Below are 15,718 nucleotides of genomic sequence, written 5' to 3'. Positions count from 1 at the left end.
ATCCGGCGGGGTTTCGGGCGGCCACATCGACTTCATCGCTGAAGCTTACTTGGCACGCCACGAGAGCGGTCCTGACTTCGAATAGAGCCAGTAATACTGCGACACCATCTGATTGGCCAAGTTGTAGCGATAGGCAATCGAGCCAATCAGAAGGAGAAGTGCAAAGGCGACGAGCCAGTAGTGCAGCGACAACAAGGTGCCACCGAACAGCGCGAACAGAATGAAACGAACGCCGAAGGACAGGATCAGGATGTAGACGACGACCGGCAGGTATGAGCGCCATGTCGACGCGCAGGCCCGGCCCGTCATCCAGGCGCCAAGGCCGCTGAGGATCAGGAAGACGAGCTGCAGGATCGAGAAGTTTTCGAACAATAGTCCGTCCATCGACATCACCCTTCGATGCTGTGCGTCATGGTTTCGGAACGCGGTGCGGGGAAGGAGCGGGTCAATGGGCACCGCCTTCCAGATAAGCCGCGCGGATCTCCGGCTTCTCGAGCAGTTCCCGGCCCGGACCCGACATGGTTACCGAGCCGTTGACGAGCACATAGCCGCGATGGGCGAGCTTCAACGCGTGATAGGCGTTCTGCTCGACGAGGAAGACGGTCAGGCCCTCCTTGCGGTTCAGCTCGGCGATCGCATCGAAAATCTGCTTCACGATGAGCGGGGCGAGACCCAGCGAAGGCTCATCCAGCATGAGCAGCTTGGGCCGCGCCATCAGCGCGCGGGCGATAGCAAGCATCTGCTGCTCGCCGCCCGAGAGCGTGCCGCCGCGCTGGGCGATGCGCTCCTTGAGGCGCGGGAACAGCGTGAACATGCGTTCGACGTCCTCGTCGAAATAGGCGAGGTTGTCGATCGCCGCGCCCATCTGGAGGTTCTCGAACACCGTCATGCGCGGGAAGATGCGGCGCCCTTCCGGCGACTGCGCGATGCGCAGGCGTGCAATCTCATGCGTCGGCAGGTTCGTGATGTCGCGGCCCTCGAACAGGATCCGCCCCTCGCGCGCCCGCGGATTGCCGCAGATCGTCATCATCAGCGTCGACTTGCCGGCGCCATTGGCGCCGATCAGCGTGACGATCTCGCCCGGGTGAACGACGACGTCGACACCCTTCAGCGCCTGGATCTTGCCGTAATAGGTCTTTGCGCCCTCGACCTGGAGCAGCGGCGTTCCGGACAGCTCACTCATCCGGCGGCCTCCTCGGCGATCTCGTCCAACTGTTCCTCGACCTTCTCGACCTCGGAATCGTCGACGCCGAGATAGGCCGCGATCACGCGCGGATCGCTGCGGACTTCGAGCGGCGTGCCGTCCGAGATCTTGGTGCCGTATTCGAGCACGACGACATGATCCGAGATCTCCATCACGACCGACATGTCGTGCTCGATCAGCAGGATCGACGTCTTCTCCGTCTCGCGGATGCCGAGGAGAAGCGCGTTGAGATCGGCCGACTCGCGGGGGTTCAGGCCCGCGGCGGGCTCGTCGAGACAGAGGAGCTCGGGGCCGGTGCACATGGCGCGCGCGATCTCGAGCCGCCGCTGCGCGCCATAGGGCAGTTCGCCTGCCGGATCGTCGGCCCGCGCCGTGAGGCCGGTCCGGTCGAGCCAGTAACGGGCGCGCTCGATCGCTTCCTTCTCGGCGCGCTTATAGGTCGGGACGCCGAGCACGCCGAGAATGCTCATGCCGGACGCGATCATCAGCGCGTTGTGCTGGGCGACGAGCAGGTTCTCCAGCAGCGTCATGCCCGAGAACAGGCGGATGTTCTGGAAGGTGCGCGCAACCTTGGCTTTCGCGGAGATGCGGAAGTCCGGCATGCGCTCCAGCAGGAAGCTGTCACCGCTCGCATGCTTCAGCAGAAGCATGCCCTGCGTCGGCTTGTAGAAGCCGGTGATGCAGTTGAACACGGTGGTCTTGCCGGCGCCGTTCGGGCCGATGAGCGCGGTGATGTCGCCGCGCCCGACCGAGAACGAGAGATCGTTGACGGCGACGAGGCCGCCAAAGCGCATCGAGACGTGCTCGACGGTGAGGACCGGATCATCGGCCCAGGGCGCCGCGACTTCGGGCGCGATGGTGTCGAAGGCAGCGGACATCAGCCGTGGCCCTCCTTCACCAGCGAACTCGAAATCGACTTGCGCTCGGCGAGGAACACCGTCGGCTCACGCGCCCCGACGAAGCCGCGTGGCTTCCAGATCATGACCAGAACCATGGCCAGACCGAAGAAGAGCATGCGGAACTGGTCGGGATCGAAATTATTGCCGAACACCGCCTTGAGGAAGTCGAGCTCGCGCAGCATTTCGGTGCCGCCGATCATGGCGACGGCGGCGAGGGCCACGCCGATCATCGAACCCATGCCGCCGAGCACGACGATCGCGACGATCACGGCCGATTCCATGAAGACGAAGGATTCGGGCGAGACGAAGCCCTGCCGCGCCGCGAAGAACGAGCCGGCAAAGCCGCCGAACATGGCGCCGAGCGCGAAGGCCGTCAGCTTGGTGTTGGTCGTGTTGATGCCGAGCGAGCGGCAGGCGATCTCGTCCTCGCGCAGCGCCTCCCAGGCGCGACCGACGGGCAGGCGGCGCAGGCGGATGGTGACATAGGCCGTCAGCAGTGCCAGCAGCAGGATCAGATAATAGAGGAAGATCTTGTAATAGGCCGACGACAGCGGCAGGCCGAACATCTTGGCGAAGCCGTTCGGCGAGGCGTCGAACGGAATGCCGAACAAGGTGATCTTCGGAATGGAGCTGATACCGGCCGACCCGTTGGTCAGTTCGCGGAAATTGATCAGAACCAGCCGAATGATCTCGCCGAAGGCGAGTGTGACGATGGCCAGATAGTCACCGCGCAGGCGCAGCACCGGGAAACCCAGCATGATGCCCCAGAGCGCGGCGAGAATTCCGGCGAGCGGCAGCAGCAGCCAGAACGACAGCCCGAAATGGATCGACAGCAGGGCGTATGAGTAGGCGCCGACTGCGTAGAAGGCGACATAGCCGAGGTCCAGCAGGCCGGCGAGGCCGACCACGATGTTGAGGCCCCAGCCGAGCATCACATAGATCAGGATCTGGATGCCGAAATTGTCGACCCATTTCAGCGAGCCCTGGAAGCCGACGAGGCTGACGACAATCGCCGGATAGAGAAAGAGGAACACGAGCGACGTGCTCGGGAACCATTTGGCGATCGCGGACCGCCGGGCGATCTGTGCAGCGGTCGGGGCCGGCTTGTCGCGCATCTTGCGCGCCCGCAGCGTCGGCCAGATCACCGTGGTCAGCAGGAAGCGCCCGACGATCACGATGCCGACGATGATGGCGACGAGCCCCCACCGCGTCGTCAGCACGAGCTCGTTGCGCATGTTCTGCTCGCTCTTCAGGCCGACGAGCGGCCCGAAGATCCCGAGGGCGATGACGCCCGCGAGAATAGCGTCCTTGACGGCTGCGGCCGCGTTCAGGCCGTCCGTATCCTTCCTGGTCGCGCCTGCCATGTCACACCTTCTCGACTTCGGGTCGGCCGAGCAGTCCTTGCGGCATGAAGATCAGAACGATGGCGAGGATCGAGAAAGCGGCCACGTCCTTGTAGTCGATCGAGAAATAGCCCGACCAGAACGTCTCGATGAGGCCGATCAGCAGCCCGCCGAGCACGGCGCCCGGCAATGAGCCGATGCCGCCGAGCACGGCGGCGGTGAAGGCCTTCACGCCGGGCGTGAAGCCGTCGGAGAAGTTCACCACGCCGTAATAGGTGAGGTAGAGCGTGCCGGCGACGGCGGCGAGCGCCGCGCCCATGACGAAGGTCAGCGAGATCGTGCGGTCGACATTGATGCCGAGCAGCGCCGCCATCTTGCGATCCTGCTCGCAGGCGCGCTGAGCGCGGCCGAGCGACGTCTTCTGGACCAGATACCAGAAGGCGGCCAGCAGAACGGCAGTCACGACCCAGATCAGGATCTGCTTGTAGGAGATCGTGGCGGCAAAGCCGTTGCGCTCCATCAGCGTGATCGTTCCGGGGAACATGGGCGGCAGGGGCTTGTTGCGCGGACCCTGGGCGACCTGGATGAAGTTCGACAGCACGATCGACATGCCGATCGCCGAGATCAGCGGCGCGAGACGGAACGAGCCTCGCAACGGGCGGTAGGCGACCCGCTCGATCGTCCAGCTCAGGAGGCTGGTCAGAACCATCGCGATCACCAGCACGATGATCAGTGCCAGGATGATGGACGAAAGGCCGAAGACAGTCGTCAGCAAGAGGAAGAAGATCATGGCCAGGAAGGCCGCAACCATGAACACGTCACCATGGGCAAAATTGACCATGCCGATGATGCCGAAAACCATGGTGTAACCGATTGCAATCAGACCGTAGATCGATCCGAGCGTGATTCCATTGATCAATTGCTGTAGGAAGACTTCCATAAAACGAGTTCCCCGATGCAGCCGACTTTGTTCTTCTCGGAGGTCCGTGCTTGTGCCGGCCTCTCTTTGATCCTTTGGCTTAGCAATTCGGCAGGCACAAAACAACAGCAGCCCGCGACCGGGGGAAGGGTCGCAGGGGCATGACGAGCTGGGAGCCGGCAGGCATCCGGCGGGTCGGTATCCTGGTCCGGGATCGTCCGCGCTTCGCGGATCGATTCCGGAAACGGCGCTAAATCATTGTCCGTTCAGGCCGCTGCCTTGGTCTCGCTGGCGCGCGGATCGAGCGCGATGGTCTCGGGCGTCGCCTCGCGCAGCGGCGGCATCGGCTGGAAGTTGTCGCGAGGGACATCGCGAACCGGCGGGCGGCGGGTCAGCCGATACGCCGTATAGGCGATCAGCGTCAGATGGACGGCGCTGCAGAAGGTGAAGAGGCCGGTCGGGCTGAACCACTCCATCGCGAAGGCGCCGATGATCGGGCCGATCATCGTTCCGACGCCGGAGAGCAGCAGCAAGCCGCTGGCGATCTTCACGAAATCGTCCGGCGCGGCGTAGTCGTTGGCGTGCGCGACCGCGAGGCCGTACATCGGATAGATCATGCCGCCGAACAGCGCGACTAAGCCGATCACGAGCCATGCATCGGTGGGGGCGAGAATTGTGATCGTCAGGCTGACGGCGATCGCCGCAGCGGAAACGCCGATCAGCACATAGCGGCGATCAACGCGGTCGGAGAGGCGCCCGAGCGGGACCTGCGTGATCGCGCCGCCGAGCACGGCGCCGCTCATCACGAAGGCGATCGCCTGGGTGGGCAGGCCGATCTTCTGCGCATACACGGCGCCGAGCGTGCCGAAGGCGCCGTTGACCATGCCGACGAGGAAGCAGCCGACGCCGGCGACGGGCGAATTGGCAAAAATGATGCGCAGATCCAGCTTCGTCGCCTTGAGCGGGCGCGGAGTCTGCGCCGTCGAGAGCGCCGATGGCAGGATGGCGAGCGAATAGAAGATCGCGCCGAGCACGAAGAAGAAATAGCCCTCGGTCGGGGCTGTCGCGATCAGAAGCTGGCCGGCCGTCGACGCCGCGAAGTTCACCATCTGGTAGACGGAGAAGATCGTGCCGCGGTTCTCCCGCGTCGCCCGCTCATTGAGCCAGCTTTCGACGATCATGGCCGCGCCGGCGAAGCAGAAGCCGGAGAAGGCCCGCAGCCCGATCCAGGCCCAGGGCGAAACGAAGAGGAGGTTGAGCAGGATGACGACGCTGGCGATCGACGCCATCACCCCATAGGCGCGCACATGGCCGACGCGCCGCACGATCTGCGGCACGACGAGGCAGCCGGCGACGAATCCGACCGCCCAGCCCGTGCCTATGAGGCCCAGCTCCGTGGTCGTGAAGCCCTCGATCGATCCGCGGATGGGCAGCAGAAGCCCATGAATTCCGCCGGCGACAAGGAGGAGGGCCGACCCCAGAAGGAGTGCGGCGACAGGGAAGAGCTGGGAAGCCATGGTATAAGAAACGCCGAAGGGCGATGAAATGAAGTGCCCGTTTTTTCTTCTGCTGCGTTGCCATGTCGAAATGATGGCGCCGGACGAAATTCAGCGCGATTTCGGGGCAGTTTGGCGCTGAAAACGGCAGTTCTTCAGGCGCCCGTTTCGTCGAGCGCGGCACGCAATGTCAGAAGGTCGCGCCAGACGAGTCGCTTCTGGAGCGGCTGCCGCAGCAGATAGGCCGGGTGAAGCGTGGCCATGGCGCGGATTCGGCGCCGCCCGGTCTCGAAATCATGCCATTGGCCGCGCAGGCGCAGGATGCCTTCGGTCGTGCCGAGCAGTTCCTTAGCCGACGCACCGCCGAGGCAGATCAGGAAATCGGGATCGGCCAGTTCGATCTGGCGTTCGATGAACGGCCGGCACAGCGCCGTCTCCTCGGGGGTCGGCGTGCGGTTGCCCGGGGGGCGCCAGGGCACGACATTGGCGATGTAGACGTCGTCGCGCGTGAGGCCAATCGACGCCAGCATCCGGTCGAGAAGCTGGCCGGAGCGCCCGACAAAGGGCAGGCCCTGGAGATCCTCTTCCCGGCCCGGCGCTTCGCCGACGAACATGACGCGGCCGGCCGGATTGCCGTTGGCAAACACCAGCGACTTCGCGGTCAGCTTCAGCGAGCAGCCATCAAACGCCTCGAGCGCAGCGCGAAGCGCCTCCAGAGTGGGCGCAGTGCGCGCGATCTCGCGGGCGGCGCGGCTTGCTTCGCCCCCGTCCGGCGCTGCGATTTGCGGCGCTGCAATTGACGGCGAATTAGCCGCCGGTGCGGATTGCCCGGGGATTTCGGCGGGGGCGAGGACTGGCGCCGCAACAGGTGGCGCGACGAGGCGGTCGATCGCCTCTTCCTCCAGCGCAATGTCCACGCCGCTCGCCGCATACCATTCGAGCAGCGTGGCGATCGAGCGTGCGGTTGGGTCGGAAAGCGCGGGATACATCGGTCCGATCGTCGAGGATCCGGTTGCTGGCGGGACATTCAGCCCTATGTGGACCTTATCGATCCGCTGAAGCAAAGACAAAGACGGACTGCCCGTGACGCTCCGACTGTCCCCACTGATCCTTCTCACGCTCTCGTTCCCGGCGTCGGCGCAGCCGCTGACCGGGCCTGCGGCCTATGGCGACTGGCGGGCTGACCGGCCCGGCGTCCAGCGCCTGATCCGGCCCGAGGACATGCCGAAGCCGGGCGCCACGGCTTCGGTGGCGGTCACGGCCAAGGTCGTGAAGCGTCCCGATGGCCGCAGGCCGAGCGTGCCACGCGGGTTCGACGTGACGCTCGTCGCGGAAGGGCTCGTCGGTCCGCGCATGATCCGCACCGCACCGAACGGCGATCTCTTCGTCGCGGAAAGCCGGGCCGGGCGGATCAGCATTCTGCCGGCGTCTGCGAAGGGCGAGCGGCCGGCGCCTGTTGCCTTTGCGAGCGGGTTGAACCGGCCCTATGGCATGGCCTTCTATCCGCCGGGCCCCGAGCCCCGCTACGTCTATGTCGCCGAGGCGAATCGCGTGGTCCGCTTTGCCTATGTGGCGGGTGATCACGTCGCGAGCGGCCCCGCCGAGGCGATCGTGCCGAGCCTGCCGACGGGCGGGCACTGGACGCGGGATATCGCTTTCTCGAAGGATGGCGAGCGGCTGTTCATCGCTGTCGGCTCCGCCTCGAATGTTGGAGACCAAGTCGTCGGCGCGCCGCCTGGCGGGATCGCGGCGCTGGAGCAGCGGTCCGGAATCGGCGCCGCCTGGGCAAACGAGACGGATCGCGCAAGCGTGCTTGTCGCAAACCCGGATGGCAGCGGCCTTCGTCCTTTCGCCAACGGGATCCGCAATTGCGCGGGGCTCGCCGTAGCGGCGCAGGGTGGTGCGCTCTGGTGCGCGACCAATGAGCGCGACGGCCTTGGAGACAATCTGCCGCCTGATTATGCGACCAGCGTCAGGGAAGGCGGCTTCTATGGCTGGCCGTGGTTCTATATCGGCGCGAACCAGGACCCCCGTCATGCCGGCGAGCGCGCCGATCTCCGCGAACGTGTCCTCACACCCGACGTGCTGATCCAGCCGCATTCGGCGCCGCTGGGCATCGCGTTCTATGACGGGGAGGCGTTCCCGGACGACTATCGCGGCGATGCCTTCGTTGCGTTGCACGGCTCGTGGAACCGCAGCGGACCAACGGGCTACAAGGTTGTTCGCCTGCGCATGGCCAATGGCGAACCGACGGGCGTCTATGAGGACTTCATGACCGGCTTCGTGCTGTCGCGGAGCGCGGTCTGGGGCCGGCCGGTCGGCGTCGCCGTCGGGCGGGCCGGGGAGCTCTATGTGTCGGAGGATGCGAACGGGTCGATCTGGCGCGTCGATGCCGTTCGCTGAGGCTCAGGCGGAGGGCGCCGTGTCCATCACGACGAAATCCTTGCCGCTGCGCGAATCCGGATGGAGCGGCAGGTCGGTGGTGACGAGGATGGCGCCCTGCACCATGCGGGCCTGCATGGCCTTCACGACATCGGCGTCGGGGTGGATGCGGTAGAGCGTCTTCTCGGCCGTCTCGCCGGTCGTGCTGTCGCGGTTGTAGCCGATGGCGTGCCATAGCAGGGCGCCGCCGGACGAGGCGGTGCGGCTGAGGATATAGGTATAGGAGCCGAGCGGCGTGTCGGGCGCATCGATCGTGACAGCGCCTTCCGCGACGGTCTCGCCGTCTTCGAGCACGATAGCCCGCTTGTCGGCGCTCGAAATGACGATCGAGATCGACTTCTCCTCGGTCGGCGCGGCGGCGTCGGCGCCATGCGGCTCGGCGGAGGCTGCCGCGGCGTCGGCTTCCTCGGCCGCGACATTCGACAGCACCATGCCGGAATCGCCGACATCGACCGGCTCGTCATGCTGGCCGGCGATGATGACCGCCGTTCCGACCGTGGTGATGCCGAAGAGGAGGGAGGAGAATCTCAGCGGCAGGTGCACGCAGCCATGCGAGGACGGGTAGCCGGGCAGGCCGCCGGCATGGAGCGCGACGCCCGACCAGGTGAGCCGCTCGGTATTCGGCATAGAGGCGTCGTCATAGAGACTGGAATGATGGTCGCGATCCTTCTGCAGGATCGTGAAGACGCCGGTCGGCGTGTCATGGCCCGCCTTGCCGGTCGAGCAGGTCGACACGGCGATGCGGATGCCGTTGCGATAGACGAAGACGAGCTGCTCGGGCACGGAGACGACGATGGTGATCGGCCCGCTCGGCGAGCGATCGGGATGCCACGTGAAGTCGCCGGGTTTCAGATCTTCGACATTCTCGACCTGATCGGCGAAGCCCGTGCCGCGCAGGATGAAGGAGCTGCCCAGAAGCGCTCCGCCGGACAGGAACTGCCGCCGGCTCACCCGGAATATCCCGCTCGTCCTGAACATCGAATCAATCCCCGATCGCGCCTGGAATCGGGATTGCCAGTGTTGCCCCACGGGGTCAAATGGCCGTTTTGCGACGCTGCCCTTATGCTGCGTTGCGCCCTGCCTGTTGCTCTTCTAAACAGGCCCGTGGAGCACAAGAGCCGCACATGACCGATCATCCGGACCTTCCCCCGCGCGAGGCCATGGAATTCGACGTCGTCATCGTCGGGGCCGGGCCGGCCGGCCTCGCCGCGGCGATCCGGCTCAAGCAGGTTTCGCCCGACATCTCGGTCGTCATCGTCGAGAAGGGTTCGGAGGTCGGCGCGCACATCCTCTCCGGCGCGGTGATCGATCCGGTCGGGCTCGACAGCCTGCTGCCGGAATGGCGCGGCGAGGACGACGTGCCGATCAAGACGCCCGTCACCGAGGACCGTTTCCTCTGGCTCGGGCCGGCCGGCGGCGTCCGCCTGCCGAATGTCCTGATGCCGCCGCTGATGTCGAACGACGGCAATTATGTCGTGTCGCTCGCCAATGTCTGCCGCTGGCTCGCCGGCAAGGCCGAGGCGCTCGGCGTCGAGATCTATCCGGGCTTCGCGGCGTCGGAGCTGCTGCGTGACGAGACGGGTGCCGTCGTCGGTGTCGCGACCGGCGACATGGGCGTCGATCGCGCGGGCGAACCCGGCCCGAACTACCAACGCGGCATGGAACTGCGCGGCAAGTACACGCTGCTCGGCGAGGGCGCGCGCGGCTCGCTCGCCAAGCAGGCGATTGCCGCATTCGGCCTTTCGGAAGGCCGCGACCCGCAGAAATTCGGCATCGGTCTCAAGGAGCTCTGGCAGATCGATCCGGCGCTGCATAAGCCGGGCCTGGTGCAGCACTCGTTCGGCTGGCCGCTCGGCAATGGAACCGGCGGCGGCTCGTTCCTCTATCATCTGGAGGACAACCAGGTCGCCGTCGGCTTCGTGGTGCATCTCAACTACAAGAACCCCTATCTCTCGCCCTTCGAGGAGTTCCAGCGCTTCAAGACCCATCCGCTGATCGCGCCCACTTTCGCGGGCGGCCGGCGGATCGCCTATGGCGCGCGCGCGATCACGGAAGGCGGCTGGCAGTCCGTGCCCAAGCTGGTCTTCCCGGGTGGCGCGCTCCTCGGCTGCGCGGCGGGCTTCGTCAACGTTCCGCGCATCAAGGGTAGCCACAACGCCATCCTGTCCGGCATGCTGGCCGCGGATCACGTCGCGGCCGCGCTCGGCGAGGGCCGTTCGGGCGACGAACTGACGGGGCTCGAAGAGGGCTGGCGCACCTCGGCGATCGGGCGCGATTTGAAGCGCGTGCGCAACGTCAAGCCGCTCTGGTCGCGCTTCGGCACCGCGATCGGCATCGCGCTCGGCGGTGTCGACATGTGGGCGAATACGCTGGGCTTCTCGCTGTTCGGAACGCTCCGTCACGGCAAGACCGATGCGGCCGCAACGGAGCCGGCGCGGAACTTCAAGCCGATCGCCTATCCGAAGCCCGATGGCGTGCTGACCTTCGACCGCCTCTCGTCGGTGTTCCTCTCGAACACCAATCACGAGGAAGACCAGCCCGTCCATCTCAAGGTCATCGACCCGGCGCTGCAGAAATCGTCCGAGCACGATGTCTATGCCGGGCTGTCGCAGCGCTATTGCCCGGCCGGCGTCTATGAGTGGATCGAGGAGCCGTCGGGCCCGCGCTTCCAGATCAACGCGCAGAACTGCGTCCACTGCAAGACGTGCGACATCAAGGATCCGAACCAGAATATCGTCTGGACGACGCCAGAAGGCGCCGGCGGTCCGAACTATCCGAATATGTGATCGCACGAAGAAGGGTGCCGTGGATCACGGACGTACGATTTAGAATAGTTTCAGACTATGCCGCTTCGTTCGTCAGACCTGACGCGAAGTTTATCGTAGTGTGATCCGTTCTGCGGGAGTCCCCATGCTACCCATCGCCGGTCCTTTTCGGATTGGAGATGGTCTTGCTTATGTTTTCTGCCCGTTTGTCGCGTTTCGAGCCGTATATGCTCGGCGTCCTGCGTATCGTGTCCGCCTTGATCTTCATGGCGCATGGCACCCAGAAGATTCTCGGTTTTCCGCCGTCCGAGCGGACGAGCCAGATGTTCAGCCTCTCCTGGATTGCGGGCGTTTTCGAACTGATCGGCGGCGTGCTGCTAGTCCTCGGCCTGTTCACGCGGCCGGTCGCGTTCGTCCTCTCGGGCGTCATGGCCTTCGCCTATTGGATCGCGCATGCACCGCGCAGCTTCTATCCGGTGCTGAACGGCGGCGACGCGGCGATCCTCTACTGCTTCCTCTTCCTCTACCTCGTCGTTGCAGGCCCGGGACGCTGGAGCGTCGACGGCATGCTCGGACGGGAAGGGAAGGTCTAAGCAGGCCGGCGGCCTGCACCGGTCAGCTCTGGAGGAAGTCCAGCACCAGCTTGTCGAACGTCGCGGCTTGCTCGATGTTCGGCAAATGGGCGCATTTGCGGATCACCTCGAGACGCGCGCCCTCGATCGTGGCGACCCATTCGCGCGTCTTGGCCGGCTGAACGCCGGGGTCCGAATCGCCACACAGCACGAGCGCCGGCACCGGGATAAGCTCCAGGTCGTCGCGGAGGTCCATTTCGGCGAGGGCTTCGCAGCAGGCCGCATAGCCCTCATTGGAGGTGCCGAGGATCATCGCGCGGACACGGGCGATCGTCTCGGGCTGGCCCAGGCGAAACTCCTCGGTGAACCAGCGGCCGATAACGGCATCGACCAGCGCCGCCACGCCTTCATTGCGGGCGGTGTTGGCGCGCCCCTCCCAGACGTCCCGGGGCGCCAGATGCGGCGCGGAGGACGAGATCACCAGCTTTTCGACATGCTCGGGAGAATTGGCGCCCAGCCATGCCCCCACCATGCCGCCCTTTGAGACGCCAACGACGTGCGCGCTGTCGATATCGAAGGCCTCCAGGACGCCGCGTGCGTCCCGGCCGAGGCGATCGATCGTATAGGGCGTATCCGGAATGTCGGACTGGCCGTGGCCGCGATCGTCGAAGCGGATGATGCGGAAATGCTCGGAGAAGACCGGGACCTGCTGGTCCCACAGGGTGTGGTCGCTACCGAGCGCATTCAGCAGGAGGAGAGGTGGCTTCCCGTTGTCCGGCGCGGCCTCGACATAAAGTCCGATCCCGTCGTCCATCGTGATCCGTGGCATCGACCCTTCCCCGTACGATCCCTAACTCATGCGACGGCTGGAAACGCCGTCCATGCCGCTTGTCGCTCGCCATGTCACCATGGGCTGTCGTCTCGTCAAGCGATATAAACGAGGGATGGCCGGAGATTGAAGCCCCGAGACGCGATGCCGGCGCAAGGATGTGGCAGGGAACCTGCTGCATCCTCGTCGCTATTCGTCGATTCATGGCACACGGTTGAGTGGTGCACGACAAGGAACGGGGTATGGCGAAGGAGCTACGAGCCGACTTGGACGATCCGCTCCTGCTGGCAGAGCGCTGGGCCGGCGAAGGACAGGGCGTCGCCCTGGCGACGGTCATCGAGACATGGGGATCGTCGCCGCGGCCGGTCGGCAGTCATCTGGTGATCCATGCCGATGGTCGCTTCCAGGGCTCGGTCTCCGGCGGCTGCGTCGAGGGGGAGGTCGTGAGCGAGGCGGCCGACGTCATTGCGACCGGCTCGCCCCGCGTCCTCGCATTCGGCGTTGCCGACGAGACGGCCTGGCGCGTCGGGCTCTCCTGCGGCGGCCGTATCCGGGTCTTCGTCGAGAAGGTGGCCTGGCAATGGGATCTTGCCACACTCGCGGAGCTGAATGCGCTGAGGCGTCAGCGCCGTGCCGCGATCCTCGTCACGGATATCGCGACGGGATCGACGCGCCTCGTGCGGGAGGACGAGGTTGCGGGCGATCCTTTGGAGGGCGAACTCGCGGCCCGCCTTCGGTCCGGACGTTCTGGCCTCGTCTTCGAGCCGGGCAAGGACGAGGTTTTCCTCGCCGTTCACCTGCCGCCGCCGCGCCTCGTGGTGATCGGCGCGGTGCATATCGCGCAGTCGCTGCTCCCCATGGCGCGGCTTGCCGGCTTCGACGTGACGATCGTCGATCCGCGCACGGCCTTCGCGACACCCGAGCGCTTTCCTGGATGCGATGTCATCGCCGAATGGCCGCAGGACGTGCTCCCGCGTCTGGCGCTCGATCGCTTCACGGCCGTGGCGGTGCTGACGCATGACGGGCGGATCGACGATCTGCCGCTCCGCGCGGCGCTGGATGCCGATTGCTTCTATGTCGGCGCACTCGGCAGCCGCAAGACGCATGAAAAGCGGGGGCAGCGCCTCCTCGACGCGGGAGCCTCGGTCGCCCAGGTGGTGCGCATCCGGGCGCCGATCGGTCTTCCGATCGCGGCGCAGTCTCCCGCCGAGATCGCCGTCGCGATCCTCGCCGAAGTCGTCGACTCGCTGCGCAAGCGGGGTACGCAGCCTTGAGCGTCGCCGCGCTCGTTCTGGCGGCGGGGCAGGGGCTGCGCGTGGGCGGCCCGAACAAGCTGCTGGCCGAGCTCGGCGGTCGCGCGCTGGTGCGCCGCGTCGCGGAGGCCGCGCTTGCGAGCCGGTTGTCGCCCGTCGTGGTCGTCACCGGTCATGCCGCACCGGACATCGCGGAGGCGCTCGCCGGCCTCGACGTGGCGCTCGTTTCCAATCCCGCCTATCGCGACGGACTGTCGACATCATTGCGATGCGGCCTGGCCGCTTTGCCGCCCGCGTGCGACGGCGCGGCCGTGTTGCTCGCCGACATGCCGTTCATCACGGGCGCCGTGCTCGACACGCTCGTCGCCACCTTCGAGGCGGGCGATCCGCATCCGATCGTGGTGCCGACGCATCAGGGCCAGCGCGGGAACCCGGTGTTCTGGCCCCGGCGCTTCCTTGGCGATCTGATGGGCCTTTCTGGCGACAGGGGCGCGCGGGACCTGATCGCGGCTTACGCCCGGGAGGTCGTCACAATCGAGATCGGGGAGGCCGTTTCCATTGACCTCGATACGCCGGAAGCGCTCGGCCGGTTCGGAGCGCGGATCGGCCGCGCAGACGGGCATTGAGCCCGGTGGAAGACCGAGGCATGTTCGGCTGACGGCCGCGAGGTCGCGATGACGATTGCCCCGCCGGGGCGACTATTCTTTTCAGTTCAATCCGTTCCTGGCTCAAAGTGTTTCTGGAATGAGCGGCGCCGCTTTCGCACTCGTCGTCAACACGTCGCTCGCCCTGCTGGTCGCAGCCGCGTTCCTCGCCTTGTCGCGGAGTGCCGAGGCGCCCGGCGTGCGATGGTTCGGCGCGAGCTATGCGATCGGCGCCGGGACGCCGCTGAGCGAATTGCTGGTGCGCCTCTCGCCGACGCCACCAATCTTTGTCTTCAGCAGCTTCGCGATGTTCTCCCTGGCCTTCCATGTCATGGCCGCGGGGCTTGCTCGCTATTATCACGTGCCGCTGTCGCGCTGGCTGCTCCCGGCCTCGTTCGTCGGGTCGCTGCTCGGGCGGGTCCTGCTGTGGCAGGCGCCGCGCGGCGTGCTCTGGTACGAGCTGCTCTACCAATTGCCGTTCACGATCGCATTGCTGATCTGCACGGCGATTCTGGCGGTCGGCGCGCCGCCGCGCCTCCTTGACCGGCTCCTCACCGGCGCGTTCGGTCTCGCGGCGCTGCACTTTCTGGCCAAGCCGTTCATCTCCGTCCTGGTCGGGTCGGGCGCAACGGCGCGTGACTATGTCGAAAGTCGCTATGCGCTGATCTCGCAATCCATGACGGCGATCGTGCTGATCGCCGTCGCGCTGTCGCTGATTCTCGTGGTCGTGACCGACATGATGGAGACCTCGCGCCGTCAGGCCGATCGCGACGAATTGTCGGGCCTGCCGAACCGGCGCGCCTTCGATCGCGACGCCGCGCTCCTCCTCGCAAAATCCCAGAATCAGAACCGTGCCTGCCGCGTGCTCATGTTCGATCTCGACCTCTTCAAGGCGATCAACGACACGCACGGCCATGACGTCGGCGACCAGGTCATACGCGCCTTCGCTGCCGCGTTGAGCGATGCCGCGCCGCGTGAGAGTGCCATGGGGCGGATCGGCGGCGAAGAGTTCGCGATGCTGTTCGCCGATGCGGGTCCGGAAACGACGGCCGCGTGCATCGAGACGATTCGCCGGCGGTTCGGCGGTATCGTCTTCGCCTCGCGCGAAGGCACGTTCAGGGCGACGTTCAGTTGTGGCGTCGCCCGGTCGCTGCCGGGCGAATCGCTGCACGACGTCATGGTGCGATGCGACCGGGCGCTCTATCGCGCCAAGGCGGAAGGGCGCGACCGGGTCGCCGATGCCGGCTGAGCGGCTGGCAGCACTCCGTTGCGGATGCTGCTAATGATCTGATTCCAAAGGACAATCCATCAAAGCTGGCTTGAAATCAATGCTGCGCTGCGGAACCATGGGG

At 65.8% G+C, this 15,718-nt stretch carries 14 protein-coding genes and 1 pseudogene; 6 read left to right on the top strand and 9 right to left on the bottom strand.

Going from position 1 to position 15,718, the window contains the following annotated elements; all coding sequences use genetic code 11:
- Positions 1–45: 45 nt before the first annotated feature.
- The 7 genes and pseudogenes from GGR25_RS18915 to GGR25_RS18885 form a co-directional block, all read right to left on the bottom strand.
- Positions 46–384 (bottom strand): DUF6867 family protein, encoded by a 339-nt coding sequence (locus GGR25_RS18915; protein ID WP_183400434.1) that lies wholly within the window; start codon positions 382–384, stop codon positions 46–48.
- Positions 385–445: 61 nt separating this feature from the next.
- A complete protein-coding gene (locus GGR25_RS18910) occupies positions 446–1,183 on the bottom strand; it encodes an ABC transporter ATP-binding protein (RefSeq protein ID WP_183400433.1) in 738 nt (245 codons plus the stop codon).
- Between the two features lie 20 nt (positions 1,184–1,203).
- A pseudogene (locus tag GGR25_RS18905) lies at positions 1,204–2,082 on the bottom strand (ABC transporter ATP-binding protein); the annotation flags it as partial.
- A complete protein-coding gene (gene livM, locus GGR25_RS18900) occupies positions 2,082–3,467 on the bottom strand; it encodes a high-affinity branched-chain amino acid ABC transporter permease LivM (RefSeq protein WP_183400431.1) in 1,386 nt (461 codons plus the stop codon). The pseudogene GGR25_RS18905 and the gene livM, both read right to left, overlap by 1 nt.
- Before the next feature lies 1 nt (position 3,468).
- Entirely contained in the window at positions 3,469–4,386 is a 918-nt protein-coding gene (locus tag GGR25_RS18895) for an ABC transporter permease subunit (RefSeq protein WP_183400430.1), read from the bottom strand.
- Positions 4,387–4,631: 245 nt separating this feature from the next.
- Complete coding sequence (locus GGR25_RS18890; protein ID WP_183400429.1) at positions 4,632–5,882, bottom strand: MFS transporter; 1,251 nt, start codon at positions 5,880–5,882, stop codon at positions 4,632–4,634.
- Between the two features lie 134 nt (positions 5,883–6,016).
- The gene (locus GGR25_RS18885) at positions 6,017–6,850 is read right to left on the bottom strand and encodes a uracil-DNA glycosylase (RefSeq protein ID WP_183400428.1); all 834 of its coding nucleotides are present in this window, start codon (positions 6,848–6,850) and stop codon (positions 6,017–6,019) included.
- 94 nt (positions 6,851–6,944) lie between these two features.
- Between GGR25_RS18885 and GGR25_RS18880 the strand changes: the two genes are divergently transcribed.
- Positions 6,945–8,264: a PQQ-dependent sugar dehydrogenase gene (locus GGR25_RS18880; protein WP_183400427.1), complete on the top strand. Its 1,320-nt coding sequence runs from the start codon at positions 6,945–6,947 to the stop codon at positions 8,262–8,264.
- A 3-nt stretch (positions 8,265–8,267) separates the two neighbouring features.
- Here GGR25_RS18880 and GGR25_RS18875 read toward each other — a convergent pair whose 3' ends face one another.
- Positions 8,268–9,254 carry a L,D-transpeptidase gene (locus tag GGR25_RS18875; protein WP_343068119.1) on the bottom strand — a complete coding sequence of 329 codons (987 nt, stop codon included), beginning with the start codon at positions 9,252–9,254 and terminating at the stop codon, positions 8,268–8,270.
- A 173-nt stretch (positions 9,255–9,427) separates the two neighbouring features.
- Between GGR25_RS18875 and GGR25_RS18870 the strand changes: the two genes are divergently transcribed.
- A complete protein-coding gene (locus tag GGR25_RS18870) occupies positions 9,428–11,089 on the top strand; it encodes an electron transfer flavoprotein-ubiquinone oxidoreductase (protein WP_183400425.1) in 1,662 nt (553 codons plus the stop codon).
- A gap of 206 nt (positions 11,090–11,295) precedes the next feature.
- Positions 11,296–11,661, top strand: a complete 366-nt coding sequence (locus GGR25_RS18865; RefSeq protein WP_380146381.1) for a DoxX family protein — start codon at positions 11,296–11,298, stop codon at positions 11,659–11,661.
- A 22-nt stretch (positions 11,662–11,683) separates the two neighbouring features.
- Here GGR25_RS18865 and pcaD read toward each other — a convergent pair whose 3' ends face one another.
- Positions 11,684–12,469 (bottom strand): 3-oxoadipate enol-lactonase, encoded by a 786-nt coding sequence (pcaD, locus tag GGR25_RS18860; protein WP_183400424.1) that lies wholly within the window; start codon positions 12,467–12,469, stop codon positions 11,684–11,686.
- Positions 12,470–12,735: 266 nt separating this feature from the next.
- Here pcaD and GGR25_RS18855 point away from each other — a divergent pair, with 266 nt between their 5' ends.
- The 3 genes from GGR25_RS18855 (at position 12,736) to GGR25_RS18845 (ending at position 15,615) form a co-directional block, all read left to right on the top strand.
- Complete coding sequence (locus GGR25_RS18855) at positions 12,736–13,743, top strand: XdhC family protein (protein ID WP_246410041.1); 1,008 nt, start codon at positions 12,736–12,738, stop codon at positions 13,741–13,743.
- Positions 13,740–14,348 (top strand): nucleotidyltransferase family protein, encoded by a 609-nt coding sequence (locus GGR25_RS18850; RefSeq protein WP_183400422.1) that lies wholly within the window; start codon positions 13,740–13,742, stop codon positions 14,346–14,348. The genes GGR25_RS18855 and GGR25_RS18850 overlap by 4 nt, the downstream gene beginning before the upstream one ends.
- A gap of 118 nt (positions 14,349–14,466) precedes the next feature.
- The gene (locus GGR25_RS18845; protein WP_183400421.1) at positions 14,467–15,615 is read left to right on the top strand and encodes a GGDEF domain-containing protein; all 1,149 of its coding nucleotides are present in this window, start codon (positions 14,467–14,469) and stop codon (positions 15,613–15,615) included.
- The last annotated feature ends 103 nt before the right edge of the window (positions 15,616–15,718 follow it).

Origin of the sequence: Kaistia hirudinis (genome assembly GCF_014196455.1) — a bacterium.
In the GTDB taxonomy this organism is placed as follows: Bacteria; Pseudomonadota; Alphaproteobacteria; order Rhizobiales; family Kaistiaceae; genus Kaistia; species Kaistia hirudinis.
The sequence above is the reverse complement of the archived record's forward strand: the minus strand, read 5'-3'. Positions and strand labels throughout refer to the sequence as shown.